At 66.7% G+C, this 17,196-nt stretch carries 12 protein-coding genes; 4 read left to right on the forward strand and 8 right to left on the reverse strand.

The genetic code is table 11. The features are described 5' to 3' along the window. Window positions 1–2: 2 nt before the first annotated feature. Window positions 3–878 (forward strand): hypothetical protein, encoded by an 876-nt coding sequence (locus KEG57_RS13055; protein WP_272419777.1) that lies wholly within the window; start codon window positions 3–5, stop codon window positions 876–878. Window positions 879–885: 7 nt separating this feature from the next. On the opposite strand, the gene KEG57_RS13060 is transcribed toward KEG57_RS13055, so the two are convergent. The 4 genes from KEG57_RS13060 to KEG57_RS13075 form a co-directional block, all read right to left on the reverse strand. Then, complete coding sequence (locus KEG57_RS13060) at window positions 886–1,839, reverse strand: NAD(P)-dependent alcohol dehydrogenase (protein WP_272420122.1); 954 nt, start codon at window positions 1,837–1,839, stop codon at window positions 886–888. A 17-nt stretch (window positions 1,840–1,856) separates the two neighbouring features. Continuing rightward, complete coding sequence (locus KEG57_RS13065) at window positions 1,857–2,204, reverse strand: hypothetical protein (protein ID WP_272419776.1); 348 nt, start codon at window positions 2,202–2,204, stop codon at window positions 1,857–1,859. Between the two features lie 59 nt (window positions 2,205–2,263). Then, complete coding sequence (locus tag KEG57_RS13070) at window positions 2,264–3,685, reverse strand: PAS domain-containing protein (RefSeq protein WP_272419775.1); 1,422 nt, start codon at window positions 3,683–3,685, stop codon at window positions 2,264–2,266. A 197-nt stretch (window positions 3,686–3,882) separates the two neighbouring features. Then, a complete protein-coding gene (locus tag KEG57_RS13075) occupies window positions 3,883–5,268 on the reverse strand; it encodes a PAS domain-containing protein (RefSeq protein WP_272419774.1) in 1,386 nt (461 codons plus the stop codon). A gap of 404 nt (window positions 5,269–5,672) precedes the next feature. On the opposite strand from KEG57_RS13075, the gene KEG57_RS13080 reads away from it, so the two are divergent. The 3 genes from KEG57_RS13080 to KEG57_RS13090 all read left to right on the forward strand — a co-directional run bounded on the left by KEG57_RS13080 (window position 5,673) and on the right by KEG57_RS13090 (window position 9,932). Next, window positions 5,673–8,129 (forward strand): GcvT family protein, encoded by a 2,457-nt coding sequence (locus KEG57_RS13080; protein WP_272419773.1) that lies wholly within the window; start codon window positions 5,673–5,675, stop codon window positions 8,127–8,129. Between the two features lie 58 nt (window positions 8,130–8,187). Beyond that, on the forward strand, window positions 8,188–8,772 hold the full coding sequence (locus KEG57_RS13085; protein WP_272419772.1) for a TetR/AcrR family transcriptional regulator: 585 nt from the start codon (window positions 8,188–8,190) through the stop codon (window positions 8,770–8,772). Window positions 8,773–8,849: 77 nt separating this feature from the next. Further along, window positions 8,850–9,932: an aldo/keto reductase gene (locus KEG57_RS13090; protein ID WP_272419771.1), complete on the forward strand. Its 1,083-nt coding sequence runs from the start codon at window positions 8,850–8,852 to the stop codon at window positions 9,930–9,932. A 23-nt stretch (window positions 9,933–9,955) separates the two neighbouring features. Here KEG57_RS13090 and KEG57_RS13095 read toward each other — a convergent pair whose 3' ends face one another. From KEG57_RS13095 to KEG57_RS13110, 4 genes are all read right to left on the reverse strand, one after another. After that, window positions 9,956–11,641 carry a mechanosensitive ion channel family protein gene (locus tag KEG57_RS13095; RefSeq protein ID WP_272419770.1) on the reverse strand — a complete coding sequence of 562 codons (1,686 nt, stop codon included), beginning with the start codon at window positions 11,639–11,641 and terminating at the stop codon, window positions 9,956–9,958. Window positions 11,642–11,655: 14 nt separating this feature from the next. Beyond that, window positions 11,656–13,056 carry a family 2B encapsulin nanocompartment shell protein gene (locus tag KEG57_RS13100; protein WP_272419769.1) on the reverse strand — a complete coding sequence of 467 codons (1,401 nt, stop codon included), beginning with the start codon at window positions 13,054–13,056 and terminating at the stop codon, window positions 11,656–11,658. A gap of 98 nt (window positions 13,057–13,154) precedes the next feature. After that, window positions 13,155–14,564, reverse strand: coding sequence for a family 2B encapsulin nanocompartment shell protein (locus KEG57_RS13105; protein WP_272419768.1), 1,410 nt, complete (start codon window positions 14,562–14,564; stop codon window positions 13,155–13,157). Between the two features lie 21 nt (window positions 14,565–14,585). Then, a complete protein-coding gene (locus tag KEG57_RS13110; protein ID WP_272419767.1) occupies window positions 14,586–16,901 on the reverse strand; it encodes a family 2 encapsulin nanocompartment cargo protein terpene cyclase in 2,316 nt (771 codons plus the stop codon). Window positions 16,902–17,196 lie beyond the last annotated feature (295 nt).

Below are 17,196 nucleotides of genomic sequence, written 5' to 3' on the forward strand. Positions count from 1 at the left end.
CCTTGAACAAGAAAGGCGCACACGATCTCCTCGCCGATGGTTCGATCGCGGCGGACGAACGCCTCGCACGGGTGATCGGCGCGGGGGGTATTCCCGCATCCGTGCTGCTGCGGTTTGCCTGCGATTGTGCCGCCCGGGCCCTGGACGGGGAGCGAGAAGCGCGGCGCGAGCCCGAGGCGTCGAGCTGCGAGGCGATCCGGCGGGTGCAGCAATGGATCGAAGGGTCATGGCCCTGGAAGCCGGCCCCGGAAGAGGACAAACCTTCCCCCAACGGTTTCTTCGGCAGCATTGCATTGGCCGACGCCATGCTGAAGCGGAATCTGGCCCCGGCGCGCGTGCTCGCAGACGTGGGCGCGGAGGCGCGCAGGGCCGTCGAGGCATGGGATGCCCGCGCGCCAAGAGCCGCGGCCGAGGCGGCGGCCATCGTCGCGGAGGCGGCCGCCGAGATGGCCGCGGCCGAGGCCGACGCGGAGCACGAATGGAAGGCCGAGGAAATGTGGACCGACGTCGAGCTCGATGCCGCCATGCAAGCGGCCGCTTCACGGGGACCGGGCGCGTGGGCCGCGAAATCGGAGCTGGATGCCGGCGCGATTGCGACCCGGCTGGTTCAGCGACGACAAGCAGCGGCGAGCCGCGCCGCCATCGAGGTGTCTCGCCTCGCCGCGGTCCGCGCCGCCGAGGACGTGGCGGCCTCGATCCCCGAAGAAACGGCGCCCGGCGGCTTCACGTCGTGGCTTCGATCGCTGTGGACACCGCGGACTCCGCCCGCCGATTCCGCGGCAGCACGAACCCGCGCCGAGCAGGCGCACAGCGAGGAACATGCCTGGCAAATCGCGCACCTCAGCGCATTGCTCAGGCAGGACGATCCGGAATCGTGAAATTGGCTCAGGGAACGAGCAGAAGCTTGCCGACGACCTTGCCGGCGCGGGACCGTACGTGCGCCTCCTCGGCCTGCGCGAGCGGGAACTTCGCCTCGATGATGGCCTCGACCTCACCCTTCGCGAGTGCGGCGACGAGCGGCTCGAGGGCGGCGCGTGTGGGTTTGCCGAGGAGCGTCTTCGTCCGGCGCGAGAGCAAAAGCGAAGGGTAATCGGCGGGCCGAACGACCACGAGCCCGAGCAAGCCCGTCGCGGTCAAGAGCTTCCGGCACGCGGACGACGGATACACCGCCGAGCCCATGGCATTGAGCACGAGATCAAAGGGGCCGAGGCGAGCCGCGGCCTCGAACGGGTCGCCTGCATTGTAATCGATGGCCGTGGCGCCGAGCCGCGTGACGAGCGGTACGTTCCGCGCCGAGCACACGGCCGCCACGGTCGCGCCATACGAGCGGGCGAGCTGCAAAGCAAAAAGCCCGACGCCGCCCGAGCCTCCGAGCACGAGCACGCGCGCGCCGGGCTTCGCGGGGATATCGGCCTCCTCCAGCCAGCGCCAAGCCGTCACGCCGGCGACCGGAAGGCACGCGGCGTCGTCGAACGAGACCGACGTCGGCAGCTCGGCGCATTGATCGGGACGGATGATGACCTCGTCGGCATAACTGCCGCGCTGGTTGCGGGAGAAATCGGTGCCGCCGACGACGCGGTCGCCGAGCTTCGGCCCCTCGACAGCGCTCCCGACTTCGACGACCTCACCGGCGAAATCGATGCCGACGACGAGCGGCCCGGACGGGCCGATGATTCGCTGAGCCGTGCCGAGCGGGCCCCCTTCGCGCATTTTCCAATCGACGGGGTTGACGCCGATGGCCTGGACGCGGACGCGCAGCTCGTCCGGACGGAGCGGGCGTGAGGGCAGCTCGACGAGGCGTAGAGGTTCGCGGGACGAACGGGACGTCGCGACGATCATCGCCACGCGCCTCCGCGTCAATCCTTGCTCGTGCCGACGGACCCGCTCGCGCGCCCCGAAGCGTCGATCGAATAACAGAAGGTGCTTTTCGAGGAGGAGAACGGCAGGCGGGTGACGCTGCCGCTGCAGGTCGAGGCGCCCTTCTTCCCCTCGAAACTCCAGTCGAACAGCCCCGACGGCGAGACCTTGAGGTCGGTATACCCTTCCTCCGCGAGGGAGGCGCGAACGCTCGAAAAACCCATGCCCCAGTAGAGCGGGAGGATCAAGATCACGCCGCCGACGATGAGCAGCTTTTTCTTGCGCTGGTTCGCCGCGGCTTGCTCGAGCGCGGCGATGTCGGGATCGTTCTGGAGCGAGGAGTCCATGGCCTCGCGTACCACACCGCCCCCGCGTGCGTTAGTCAAGAGGATTTCAACGAATCATTTCACTCGGGCTCGGCGCTGCGGGTCGGGCGGGACAGCGCGGCGGCTCGGCGCACGGCGCTGCCGTCGTCGCTGAGCTTTCGAATCGCGAAGGCGAGGCCGTCGCGCAACGTCGCCAGCGTGCGTACGCGCGATAGGTCGAGGCCGAGGGAAACCATCGTCTGCGCGACGTTCGGGCGAATCCCGGTGATGATTCCTTCCGCTCCGAGGAGGCGGACCGCCGTGATGATGTTCAGCATATGGCCGGCCGTGGCCGTATCGACGACGTCGACGCCCGTCAAATCGAGGATCGCGAAGCGCGCCTGGGTGCGCGAGACCTCGGCGAGCAGGTCGTCCGTGACCCGCGCGGCGCGCCGGCTGTCGACGACGCCCACCATCGGGAGCGTGAGGACGTTGTCCCAGACCTGGATGATCGGGGTCTCCAGGTTGAAAATGACCTCCTGCTGCCGTTGAATGACGGCGAGTTTCGCTTCGAGCTCCGCTTTGGCCTGATGCGCCTCGGTGACGTTCAAGCTCAGGCCGAGAACACCCGAGACCTCCTTGTCGTCCTCGCCGAACGGGATGACCCAGTTGTCCCAGAAGGTACCGTTCGTCTGCGTGCGATCGTACGCCGCGCTGCCCAGGAGGGCGCGCTGCACGAGGCGATCGCCCGGGGAAATCTCGAAGATGTTTTTTCCTACGAGCGAGCCCCGTTCGAATCCAGCGGCCGGGCAGCCCTGACCGTCGTGGAACGTGAAGTCCCCTTTCTTGTCGGTCACCCAGACGACCACGTCGAGCTGGTCGAGGAGGCTCTGGAGGATCCGCGCCATACGGAGCCTCTCTTTTTCGGCGGTGAGCCGCTCCTCCTCGGCGCGCAGCCTTTGCTCGCGCTCGGCCTCGTAGCGCCTTCGCTCCCCGAGGTCGCGGCAGACGGCGACGGCGCCGCAGAGATCGCCGTCTGCGTCGCGGATTCCGCGCGCCGAGCATTCGATGTACCTGCCCGCCGGCAGTTGCTCGCTCCGCACGAAGAACTCGACGGCGTCGACGCTCTCGCCCTGCAAGGCCCGGACGAGCGGCATTTCGTGCGTCGGGAAGGGCGTCACGCCATCCAGATGGTAGATGCCATAACGCATCGACCACTCCGTGGGCATGACCTCGCTCCGCTCCCCGAAGATCGACGTCGCGACGGCGTTGAAATGAAGAAGGCGGCCCGCGCCGTCGCAGACCACCACACCGTCGGCCAGGCTGTGAATGGCCGCGCGGAGGAGCCGCGTCTCGCCGTCCTGGTCGGACGGACTCCCGTTCTTGTGGTGGCCATTCGTCTGGTGTCCATTCGTATAGTGGCCATTCGTCATGGCGGGCGCCTGCTCGGCGAGACGTGCTTCGAGCTCGGCGACCCGCGCGCGCAACTCCGCGCACTCCTGTTCAAAGGCAATAGACGACACGCTGTCCTCCCCCCTCGGTCCCACGTGAATGAGGGCGCGAGACCGATTGTCGTTCACGTTATCGGTGAACCCGTGGCGGTGTCAACGGACTGACGGCGTCGAAGACGTGCGCTCGAATTCGCGGCGCCGCCCGCAAGTCGGGATTTGCCTGATTGGAGGATACTCGTGAGGACGGGGGGATTCGTGCGTGGCGCGATTCAACCGGGCCGGGAGCTGCGGGCCTTTTGCGCTCCGGCCCCGAACCTGCCGCCGGCGGCCCCGTTGAGCTCTCGAATGACGAGGGACAGGCCGTCGCGCAACGTCGCCAGCGTGCGCACGCGTGACAGATCGAGGCCGAGGGAGATCATGGTCTGGGCGATGTTCGGGCGAATCCCCGTGATGATCCCTTCCGCCCCGAGGAGGCGAACGGCCGCGATGATATTGAGGATGTGGCCGGCCGTGGCCGTATCGACCACGTCGACGCCCGTCAAATCGAGGATCGCGAAGCGCGCTTGCGTGCGCGAGACCTCGGCGAGGACGTTGTCCGTGACCCGCGCGGCGCGCTGGCTGTCGACGACGCCCACCATCGGCAGCGTGAGGACGCGGTCCCAGACCTGGATGATCGGGGTCTCCAGATTGAAGATGACCTCCTGCTGCCGCTGAATGAGGGCGAGTTTCGCTTCGAGCTCCAGCTTGACGTGATAGGCCTCGGTGACGTTCAGGCTCAGGCCGATGACACCCGAGGGCTTCCCGTCGTCGTTCATCGGAATGGCCCAATGCTCCCAGGCGACCCCGTGGGCCTCGTTGCGGTCGTGCCCAGGGACACCCGCCGACAATGCGCGGTGGATGAGCATGTCGTCGGGGTAGACCTCGTGGGCACTCTTGCCGACGAGCCAGCCCCGCGCGAGGCCGGCCGACTCGGCGCCGCGACCATCGTGGAACGTGAAGACGCCTTTTTCGTCGGTCGCCCAGACGATGATGTCGAGGTGATCGAGCAGGCTCCTCAGGATCCGCGCCATGCGGAGCCGCTCGTTCTCGGCGGCGAGCCGCTCCTCCTCGGCGCGGAGCCGCCGCTCGCGCTCGGCCTCGTATCGCCTGCGCTCGCCGAGGTCGCGGCACACGACCACGGCGCCGCAGATAGCCCCGCTCGCGTCGCGAATGCAACGCGCAGAGCATTCGACGTACAGGCAGGCCGGCAGGCCCTCCCTTCGCACGACGAGCTCGATGCCGTCGACGCTCTCGCCCCGGAGTGCACGATGGGACGGCAGCTCGTCCGCCGGGATGTGGGTCACGCCATCCGGATAAAAGAGGCCGTATCGCGTCGACAGCGCCTCGGAGGTGACCTCTCTCGATAGCTCGCCGAAGATCTGCGTCGCAGCGGCGTTGAAGTGGATGGTGCGGCCCTCGCGGTTGCAGATCACCACGGCGTCGGCGAGGTTATGCAGCGCCGCCCGGAGGAGCCGCGTCTCGGCTTCGTGATCGGCGGGGATCGCCTCGCGATGGTGGCCATTCGTCGCGACGGGCGATCGAGCAGCGAGTCGCGCCTCCAGCTCGGCGACCCGCGCGCGGAGCGCCGCGTACTCGTTTTCCATCGGAAGATACACGCTGTCCTCCCCCTCGCGTCCGCGCAGATGGAGTCGAATCCAATCACCCTACGAACACGTCGCAACCTCGTCAACGGATTGACGCGTCGGAGACGTGCCTGCCAGCGCCGCGCAACGCTTGTGCATGTGCGATGGCTCTGCGCACGATTTCGACTCTGCATAAAGGATGGGTCCACATCGCGCCCTGGACGAACGGTCGACCCGGCTCGTCACGTGTTATCGCGGCGCGCACGCGCCCACGCTCGGGCAAGCGCCGCGGCTTCCCGGCCGCTCGGGATCCGCCGACCGACTTCGGCACGGCGACGTTTGCTGCCCCACGTTCTAACCCGACATCCGGGTGAGAATCGTCACGTTCGTCATCGATGGGCTTGGACGCGGGCGACGGTTTCAGGCATGAGCACGCCATGTCCGTACCGGTTCTGCCGAAACGCGCGCGTGTCGTCGTCGTCGGTGGCGGGGTCATTGGCTGCTCCGTCGCCTACCATCTGGCTCACATGGGCTGGAAGGACGTGGTCCTGCTCGAACGGGACCGCCTCACCTCCGGCACGACCTGGCATGCCGCCGGGCTCATCGTGACGTTCGGCTCGACGTCGGAGACGTCGACCGAGATGCGCAAGTACACGCGCGACCTTTACACGCGCCTCGAAGCGGAGACGGGCCTCGGCACCGGGTTCAAGCCGGTCGGGTTCATCGAGGTCGCGGCGGATCCGGACCGGCTCGAGGAGTACCGGCGCGTCTCGGCGTTCAACCGCCACTGCGGCGTCGACGTGCACGAGATCTCGCCCTCGCAGGTGAAGGAGCTCTTCCCGCTCGCGCGGACCGACGACATCCTGGCCGGCTTCTATGTGAAGGAGGACGGCCAGGCGAACCCGGTCGACATCACGATGGCGCTCGCGAAGGGCGCGAAGATGCAAGGCGCGACGATCCTCGAAAACGTGCCCTGCACCGGGGTGCTCACGAAGCGCGGCGCCGTCGCCGGCGTGCAGACGCCGTTCGGCGACATCGAGGCCGAGTGTGTGGTGAACTGCGCGGGCATGTGGGCGCGGCAGCTCGGCGCGAAATCGGGCGTCAACATCCCGCTGCAATCGGCCGAGCATTATTACCTGATCACGGCCAAGATCCCCGACCTGCCGAAATCGATGCCGGTGCTCGAGGATCCTGGCTCGTACGGGTATTACCGCGAGGAGGTCGGCGGCTTGATGGTGGGCCTCTTCGAGCCCGTCTGCGCGCCGTGGAAGATCGAGGGCGTGCCGGATGATTTTTCCTTCGGCGAGATCACCCCGGACTGGGATCGAATGGGCCCCTATGTCGAGAAGGCGATGCGGCGCGTGCCCGTCACGCTGGAGGTGGGCGTCCGCAAGTTCTTCTGCGGCCCCGAGAGCTTCACGCCCGACCTCGCGCCGGTCGTCGGCGAGGCGCCCGAGCTCAAGAATTACTTCGTCGCCGCGGGCTTGAACTCGATCGGCATTCTCACGGGCGGCGGCCTCGGGCGCGTGCTCGCGCACTGGATCATCAACGGCCGGCCCGACGTGGACGTCACGGGGATGAACATCGACCGGCTTCACACGTACCAGGCGAACCCCGAATACCGCCGCACGCGCACCGTCGAGTCGCTCGGGATGGTCTATCAATGCCATTACCCGACGCGTTCGATGCAAACGGCGCGCGGCGCGAAGACCTCCGCCATTCACGAGAGGCTCGCAGCCCAGGGCGCCTATTTCAAGGACGTGAGCGGCTGGGAAGGCGCGGACTGGTATGCGCCGCCCGGCGTCCCGCCGAAGGTGGAGCGCCTCTCGTGGGGCCGGCAAAACTGGTTTTCGTACTGGGAAGCCGAACACCGCGCCTGCCGCGAGGGCGTGATCCTCATGGACATGTCGTTCATGGCGAAATTCCTGGTGCAGGGCCGGGACGCGGGCAAGCTGCTCGATTACATCTCCGCGAACAGCGTCGACGGCGCGCCGGGCGTGATCACGTACACGCAATGGCTGAACGCGGGCGGCACGATCGAGGCGGATCTCACGGTCACGAAGCTCGACGACGAGCGATACTGGGTCGTCGCCTCGGACACGGCGCACCGCCACGTGCTCACGTGGATGCGACGGCATGCGTTGCCCGACATGCACGCATTCGTGACGGACGTGACCTCGGGTTATGCGCAGATCAACATTCAGGGCCCGCGGTCGCGCGAGCTCATGCAAATGGTCACGTCGCAGGACATGTCGAACGAGGCGTTCCCGTTCCGCGCCGCGCAGGAGATCGACATCGGGTTCGCCCGCGCGCTCTGCGTGCGTATCACGTACCTGGGCGAGCTCGGCTACGAGCTCTACATCCCCACGGAGCAGGCTACGCACGTCTATGATCGCCTCGTCGAGGCGGGCAAGCGCGTGGACCTCAAGCACGCCGGGCTCAAGGCGCTGGCGAGCCTCCGCATGGAGAAGGGCTACCGCGATTACGGGCACGACATCGACAACACCGATTCGGTGTTGGAAGCGGGGCTCGGCTTCGCGGTCGACCTGAAGAAGCCGGACTTCCTCGGCCGGGAAGCGGTGCTCGCGAAAAAAGCCGCGGGGCCGCTCAAGCGCCGAATCGTGCAGGTGCTCGTGAAGGATCCGGAGCCCTTGATGTTCCACGCGGAGGTCGTGCGTCGCAATGGAAAGCCCATCGGCTACGTGCGCGCGGCTTCGTACGGGCATACCGTGGGCGGCGCGGTCGGCCTCGTCATGGTGGAGGCCGGCGAGCCCATCGACACGAAGTACCTCGAGAACGCCACGTGGGAGGTCGACATCGCCGGCAAGCTCTATCCGGCCGTCGCCTCGCTCAAGCCGCTCTACGATCCCGAGGCGAAGCGCGTGAAGGCGTGAGCCCTCGCGGGCGATGCTTGACAGACCAGTCCAGAACGGTTAGAACTTCCGTGCGAGCATGGCACGCCCGAAGGAGTTCGACCGCGACGACGTGGTGAAGCGGGCCATGGCCGTCTTCTGGGAGAAGGGGTACGAGGCGACCTCGACGGAGGATCTCTTGCGCGCGATGGGCATCGGGCGCCAGAGCATGTACGACACCTTCGGCGACAAACGTCGCCTCTACCTCGAAGCGCTGCAGCGGTATCAAGCGGAGAGCGGCGCGCAGCTCATCGAGCGCCTCCAGGCCGGGGAATCACCGCTCCGGGCGATCGAAGAGGTCTTGATGGCCGTCGCCGCCGAGACGCCCGCCGAACGGGCGAGGGGCTGCATGTACGTGAGCTCCATCGTGGAGCTCGCGCAAAAAGATCCTGAAGTCGCGTCGCTCGCGAGGTCCGGGACGATCCTCTGCGAGACCGCGTTTGAACGGATCGTGCGGGAAGCCAAGCGCAAGGGCGAGGTCGATCGGTGCGTCGACGAGCGGAAAGTCGCGCGCTTCCTGCTCGCCACGGTGCAAGGCCTGCGGGTCATGGCGAAAGGGGGAGCCACGCCCGAGGCTCTCCGCGACATCGTCGCCGTCGCGCTCACCTCCCTGAAATCTCGTTAGTTCGTGCGCGGGCGCGAGGACGCCCGCGTTCGTTTGCTTGATTCTGGACTGATCCATCAACAACCAAGGAGTCCGCGATGTCTCTCGATCGATACTATCTGCTCGGCCGCTCGGGTCTTCGTGTCAGCCGCCTGGCCCTCGGGACCATGACGTTCGGCACCGACGGGGCCTGGGGCGCGTGGGGTTCGTCCGAAGAAACCGCCCGCGCCGTCTTCGACCGGTACCTCGACGCAGGCGGCAACTTCCTCGATACCGCGGACCTCTACACGCGAGGGACCAGCGAGACCATGCTCGGCAAGTTCATCGCCGAGCGCGGCGCGCGGGATCGCGTCGTTTTGACCACCAAGTACACCTACGGCCTCGACACGGGCAACCCCAACGCCGGCGGCAACGGCCGCAAGAACATGATCCGCGCGGTGGAGGCATCGCTCCGGCGGCTCGGGACCGATTACATCGATCTTTACCTCCTGCACACGTGGGATCGCCTCACGCCCGCCGAGGAGGTGGTCCGCACGTTCGACGATCTCGTACGCGCGGGAAAGATCCGTTACGCCGGTCTGTCCGACGTGCCCGCCTGGTATGCCGCGCGCGCGCAGACGTTCGCCGAGGCGCACGCGCTCGCGCCGCTCGTCAACCTGCAGCTCCAGTACTCACTCGTGGAGCGCCACATCGAGCACGAATTCGTGCCGCTCGCGCAGACGCTCGGCATGGGCATCACCGCGTGGAGCCCGCTCGGCGGTGGTCTGCTCTCGGGCAAATACCGGCCGAGCGAGGGCCGCGGCGAGGGCGAGGGGCGGCTCACGAAGAACGATGCCGGCACCCAGCTCGGGCTGTTCACGGAGCACAACTGGGGCGTCGTGGCGGCCGTGGAAACGGCATCGAAGGAGCTCGGCCGCAGCATGGCGCAGGTGGCGTTGAACTGGACGGCGACGCAGCCGGGCGTCGGCTCGGTGATCCTGGGCGCGACCAAGCTCGCGCAGCTCGAGGACAACCTCGCCGCGCTCGATTTCGAGATTCCGGCCGAGCTGCGCCGGGCGCTCGATCAGGCGAGCGCGCTCCCGCCGCCGTTTCCTTACAAAATGTTCGGCGATGCGTACCAGACGATGCTGCACGGCGGGGCTTCCGTGAGCGACAAACCGGTGGGGTATACGCGGCCGTGAGCGGATGAAAGGGGGCCGGCGGATCAGTCTTCTTGCGCCGGCGAGAACGGCGTGATGGGCGCGGATTCCTCGATTTCGCGCTTGGGCGGGTTCTTGACGTTGAGCGTGCTCTCGATGAGGACGGCTCGACGCGGGCGCGGCGCGCCGACCTGCGCTTTGCGGAGCTCGTCCACGATGCGCCCACGCAGCGCGTCGTTCATGTCCTTGTTCTCGCCGGGCGGCACGCGCGCGCTGACACGCAGGACGATCGAGCCCTCGTTCAGCTCCTCCACGCCAACCTCCACGCGCGCGGGAGCGCCCGTCCGCGCCTCGACCTCCTGTTCGGCGATGCTCGTGAGGAGCTCACGCACCCGCGGCAGATCCTCTTCGTAAGGCACGTGCACGTCGACCACTGCATTCACGAAGGAGCGCGAATGATTCGCGACCTTGCGGACCTCGCCATTGGGGATCGAGTGAAGCACGCCGAGATCGTCGCGGATCTTCGTGATACGAACGCCGATCTCCTCCACGCGGCCCTGGATGCCGCCGATCTCCACGAGATCCCCGACGAGCAGGAGGTTCTCGAAGAGAATGAAGAAGCCGGCCACGATATCCCCGACGAACGTCTGCGCGCCGAAGCCAATGGCGACGCCGATGACGCCGGCGCCCGCAAGAAGCGGCGTGGGATCGATGGAGGCCTCGCGGAGGCCCATCACGAGCGCCGAGAAATAGATCGCATACCGCACGAAACCCATGGCCACGGGGACCAGGGTTTTTCGTTGCTGGAGCGTCTGCGGGTTCGCCTCGGCCACCTTCCCGAGGAAGAGGTCGTTGATGAGTAGAACGCAGATCTCGACGAGGACCCGGCTCGCATAAAAGATCGCGATGATCCGGAGGCCGACGCGCCCCGCCTGCGAGAGCCACGTGTCGGGCGTGAGCGCGTCCGCGACCCACGTGGCCGCCGTGAGGTACACGCAATAATCGACGACCCGCTTCGTGATGCCGAGCAGGTGCGACAGGTTGCCGAGGTACCTGAGCGGGCTCTCGAGGTTGGCGAGCCTCGTCGCGTTGTCGAAGATGACGTCGAGGAGCAGGTATCCGATGCCCGTCGCGAGGCGGCTGACGTAGAAGGCGCCAAGCGTGTAGGTCGCGAGGACGATGGAGCGCTGGGTCCCAGGCGCGAGCGTGAGCTTGTCGGCGATGAGGACCGCCGCCGCGCCGAGGACGACCACGCGCAGCGCTTTGCGCAGGCGTATCGTGACCTCGGCGAGCGGCTCGCGCCGTTTGTCCAGCCACTCCGAGCGCGCGACGGCCTGGCCCAGCGCCTCCGCGAGCCCCCGGGCGAGGGCGTCGACGAAGAGCGCGCCGGCGGCAATGCCGAACGCCGTGAGCAATCGTGTCTTGACGAGCGCGGGATCGTCCCCGGCGAGCGCGACGAGCGCGCTCTTCGCCACGTCGAGGGCCCAGATTCCTCGATAGGTGGCGAAGCCCGCGGCGGCCATGAGCACCGCCACGAGGAGCGCGACCCAGACGATCGCGCGACGACGAACACGGCGACGGAATGCCTTGCGCTCGTCTGCCGTGACGTGCTCCAGCGTCGGCGAGCGCAAGAGGAAGGCATAGCCCCGATGAATTGTCCTGACCAAAAGCTCCGAGAGGAGCAAGAGCACCACGATCGTGATGCACAGGGCAACGAGGTTGTGGGCCAGGAGGTCGAGGTGCAGGGTCATCGGGGCCGCCGCGACTATCGCCCGATCTGGACGTTCTCCAGGATGCCGAGGGCGTCGGGGACGAGGACCGCGGCAGAGAAATACGTGCTCACGAGGTACGAGCTGATGGCCTTCTCGTCCGTGTCCATCTTGCGTGCCGAGACGCCGGGCTCGATTTCCTCGGGGAGGCCCGTGCGGTGGAGGCCGATGACGCCCTGATGATCCTGCCCCGTACGCATGACCAGGATGGAGCTCGTGTCATCCGGGTTGATCGGGATCTTGTCGCACGGCAGGAGCGGGACGCCGCGCCACGCGGAGACCCTCGTGCCGGAGATCTCGACGCTCGTCGCGTGAACCCCGCGGCGATTGCATTCCCGGTGGAAGGCGGCGATCGTGCGCGGGTGCGCCAGGAAAAACTGCGACTTGCGGCGTCGGGACAGGATCTCGTCCATGTCGTCGGGCGTCGGGGGGCCGCTGCGGGTATGGAGGCGCTGCTTGAGATCGGCGTTGTGCAAGAGGCCGAAATCGCGATTGTTGATGAGCTCGTATTCCTGCCGCTCGCGGAGGGCCTGGACCGTCAGGTGGAGCTGCTCCTCGAGCTGATTCATCGGATCGTTGAAGAGATCCGAGACGCGCGTGTGGAGCCGGAGGACCGTCTGCGCGACGCTGAGCTCGTATTCACGCGGCGCGGTCTCGTAATCGACGAACGTCCCCGGCAGCGTGGGCTCGCCCTTGTGACCGGCAGAGAGCGCGATCGCCGCCTGCCCCATCTTGTCCTGCGGCTTCTTCAGCCGCTCCTTGAACGATTCCACGTGCGCATGGAGCGCCGGGGAGCGCGCGATCAGCTCCTCGAACACGCGCTGCGGGAGCTCGAGCACGATGCACGGCGTGACGGTCCGGACCGAATAGGTCCAGAGATCGTTCGATTCGACGACGGCCTGATCACCGAAATGGTCCCCATCCGCGAGCGTGTCGAGGATCGTATCGTCGCCGTATTTGCCCACGCCGAGCTTCTGGGCTCTTCCGTGCGCGATCAGAAAAATGGACTCGGCCGGCTTTCCGCGCTCGGCGATGAGCGCGCCGGGCTTGTATTCGCGCTGGACGAACCGGCTCGCCAGGGTCTCGAGCAAGGCGTCGTCCGAGAAGCCGTGGAGGAGCGGCAATTCGCTGAGCTCCTGCGGAATCACCTGCACCTTCGCCCCGATGTTGCCGAAGCTCAGCCGCCCGTCGCCGACGGCATAACTCAGGCGGCGGTTCACGCGATACGTGCCGCCCTTGACCTCGACCCAGGGCAAGGCCCGCAAGAGCCACCGGGGCGTGATGCCCTGCATCTGCGGATGCGACTTGGTCGTCGTCGCGAGCTTCCGCGCCCCCAGCGTCCCGAGGCTCGAACGCTCCACCTCGTTCCCGATCCCAGGTTTTTCGGCGTTTGCCATGACGTACCTTTCCTTCTGCGAGCTTCGGAGAGCAGCGAGCGCTCCGCGTGTCCCCCGTATCTCCGGGGGACGCACGCGGAGCGCCTACCGCGCACGGCTCATTCGTGGGCGCGACCGATCTCGACGCTCTCCAGAACGCCGAGCGCGTCGGGGACCAGGACGGCCGCCGAGTAATAGAGGCTGACGAGGTACGAGATGACGGCCTTCTCGTTGATCCCCATGAAACGCACGTTGAGGCTCGGCTCGACCTCGTCGGGAATGCCGGCGTGGTGCAGGCCGATGACGCCCTGGTTCTTCTCGCCCGCGCGCATGAGCAGGATCGAGGTGGTCCGCGTGTCCGAGACCGGGATCTTGTTGCACGGGAAGATCGGCACGCCGCGCCACGCCGGGACGTGGTTGCCATTCACCTCGACGCTCTGCGGATAGATGCCGAGGCGGCTGCACTCCTGGCCGAACGCCGCAATGGCGCGCGGGTGCGCCAGGAAGAACGACGGCTCACGCCAGACCGTGGCGAGGAGCTCGTCCATGTCATCCGGCGTCGGGGGGCCGCTGCGGGTGTGAATGCGCTGCTTGAGGTCGGCATTGTGCAGGAGGCCGAACTCGCGGTTGTTGATGAGCTCGTTCTCCTGGGTCTCCTTCAGGGCCTCGATGGTCAGGCGGAGCTGCTGCTCGGTCTGGTTCATCGGCTCATTGAAGAGATCCGCGACGCGCGAGTGGATCTGGAGCACGGTCTGCGCCACGCTGAGCTCGTACTCGCGGGGCGCGGTCTCGTAATCGACGAACGTGCCGGGCAGGACGGGCTCGCCGGAGTGGCCCGCGGAGATCTCGATCGCGGCCTCGCCCGTGTTGTCCTGCTTCTTCGTGGCGAGCGCCTTGAAGTTCTCGAGGTGCTTCTTCAGCGACGGATACTGCGCGACCAGCTCCTCGAACACGTTCTGCTGGAGCGTCAGCACCGTGCAGGCCGTGACCGCCTTGGCCGTGAACGTCCAGTAATCCTGCGTCTCGAGGAGCGCCTGGTAGCTGTAATGGTCGCCGTCCGCGAGGACCGCGATCACCGTCTCGTCGCCGTACTTGCCCGTGCCGATCTTGTTGATCTTGCCGTGCGCGATGAGGGCGATGTGATCGGCCTCCTTGCCCCGCTCGGTGATGATCTCGCCGGGCTTGTATTCGCGCTGCACGAAGCGGCTGGCCAGCGCGGTGAGGACCTCGACGTCCTCGTAGCCGCGGAGGAGCGGCAGCTCGCAGAGCTCCTGCGGGATGACCTGGATCTTGGCGCCGGTGTTCGTGAACGTCACGCGACCGTCGCCGACGGCATAACTCAAGCGGCGGTTCACGCGGTACACGCCGTTCACGTGCACCCACGGCAGGAGCTTGAGCAGCCACCGCGACGAAATGCCCTGCATCTGCGGGACGGACTTCGTCGTCGTCGCGAGTTGCCTTGCGGCCGCCGTCGCGAGGCTCGTCTGCTGCTGATCGATTCCCGAACCCAACTTCCCTGAGATTGACATGAATCCCTCTTTCCTTGACGGCTACGACCGCCCGAGCTTCCACGGCACGGCCCGCGCCGTACCCATCGAAAGATCCGCCTTCGCGGCAGGAACCACGGCACCGGCCTTTCCGGTGCCAAAGAAACTGCTGATACGCGCGGCCGACGCGCCAAACCCACGCGCGCCCTCGATCGCCCGCTCGAGCGGGTGGCGCTCGAGCTCCGCGTCCACGTAACGGCTGGTCAGGACGTGCCAGTTGAGCACGCCGGCCATGTACAATCGCTGCTTCTCGACGTATCCGAGCACGGCATCGCGGGCCGCCTTCTCGAGCTTGAACTCGTCCAGAATGCGGGGCAGCTCGGTCGCGACGATGTGCTCGAACTCGACGATGCGCGCCGTGAGCATGTCATTGACGACCTCCTTGGCCCGCTGCGCGTCGCATTCGAGGAACCGCTCGACGACAAGCACGAAGTTACTGAGCTCGCCCTCGAACTCGATCTCCTTGCGATACGAATAGAGATCGTTGGTCCACCCGCCGACGTCGGCCGTGGTGTTGTCGAGGCTCCGCATCGTTCGGGTGCGGAAGACCTCGGCCGGGACGACGTCGCCGAGCGTGAGCTTGGACAGACCCATCGTGAGATCGGCGCCGAACGTCTTGCGGCGCATCTCGACGTAATCGACCGGATCCGGGATCCGGTTCTGGGTCTGGTTCAAAAGCTCCCAGAGCCAGCTCTCGCACATGGTCTCGATGCTGCGGCGGAGCGTCCGCCTTGCGTTCATCGACATGGGGGACGCCGTGCGAATCCAGAGATCGAGGAGGCTGCTCTCCACGGGGTTCTCGGGCACCGGGGCGCCGGCGCAGTCGAGGGGCATGAAGAGCGAGAGCCGTGCAACGAACCGCTTCGCGCCCGCCATGTCCCGCGTCGCGCCGAAGACGAGCGGGAAATAATCATCGCCGTACGTCCCCCAGGTCAGCCAGCCCGAGCTGATATCGAGCTCCTGCGGGGACGCGTCCGGATGGATGCCCGCAGCGCACACGGGGAAATCGAAGCCGATGAGCCTGCGCTCGTCCCAGAGCCCGGAGCCGAAGACGCCCGGCACCACGTCGAGCATCCCGAACTTGCGCGCCCACTCGACGGTGTTCCGGCGCGAGGCAGGCAGATGCGGGCTCAATCGGAGCTTGAACGGCATGTAGATCTTCGGGAGCGGCATCCGCCCCACGGGCCGGAACGGCGTGTGGGTGAGCGTCTTGATCCGCTGCAAACCGAGCGCGCCGGGTGTGAGCTTGATCCGGAGCGCCGAGGTGCCGAGCCCCGTCGGCCCACCGAGGAAATCGGGCACGGACGCGGATTTGTCCGCGTTTTCGTTCATGTAGCGGCTCGACCGCATGTGCCATTCGTGGCCGCCGGATTGCCAGTCCTGGAGCCCCTTCACGTACTTGGCGACATCGAGGGCTTGCGCCGGCGAAAGCCCGTACTCCGCGCAGAGCGCCGGCACCTCGACGAGCGCCGTGTTCTCGAATTGATGGAGGCGCGACGTCAGGATCTCGTTCGTCAGATCGGCCGCTTTTTGCGTGGGGACACCGAGGAATCGCTCGAGGACGAGCACGCAGTTGGCATTCTCCCCCTCCTCCTCGACCTCGCGCTGGTACGAGAACAGGTCATTGCGCAGGTGGACGCCGTCCGAGAACGTGTCGCGCAGGACCTCGAGGGGGCGCGTCGCCGCGACGGCGGCCGGGACCTCGGCGCCGACCGCGATCTCGACGAGGCCCGCGGACCAGGGCGCGCCGCCGACCTTGCGTCGCATCTCGACGTATTCGACCGGGTTCGCGACGCGGTTCTCCTGGATATTGGCGAGCTCCCACATGCACTCGAGCAGCAGGTTCTTCGTCGCTTCGAGGAAACGCTCGCGCCAGTTCACCGAGGTGAGCGGGACCGTGCGCGCCCAGAGGTCCGCGAGCGCGCGCTCGACGACGTTCGTCGGCTCCGGCGGCGTCCCCGTGGGCACCACGGGCATGAAGAGCGGCAGGCGATCGAGATACGCCTTCGCGCCGGACATGTCCTTGGTGCGCTTGTAGATTTCGAGGAAATGGTCGTCGAAGAAGAACACCCAGACATACCAATCCGTGATGAGATCGAGCTCGGCCGGGGGTGCGTCGGGGTGGGTGTACGCGCAGAGCAGCGCGTAGTCGTGCGCGTCGAGATCTTGCTCGGTCCAGATGGGTTTCCCCTGCGGGTTCTCCTCGAGGATTCCCATCTCATAGGACCAGGCCTTGGTATGCACGCGCGCCCCCTCGAGGTGGGGATTGATGCGCGCCGGATACGGCATGTAGAAGTCGGGCAGCGTGAAAGGTTGCATGTTCGCTGACTTCTCTCGCGCGTCGTTGACATTCACGACGCGAGCGACGGTGACCCGCTTGTTTTGGCGGTGTGTATCCCGGACACACCTCGGCCGATCCGCACGACGTGCGGCGACGCGCCTGTAAGGTTCGACCATACAGACCGTTCAGGATCTTCCGGACGAAAGCGGATCTAGATCAGTCGGTTCAAGCAAGTAAATTGAAATGTGACCGTCCGTGACGTTTTTTTGGCGCACTCCTCGGTCGAGCGCGGTGGGCAGCCAGATCTGCCTTGATCTTCGCAAGGTTTCGCGC

The sequence above is a fragment of the Polyangium jinanense genome, from assembly GCF_028435365.1.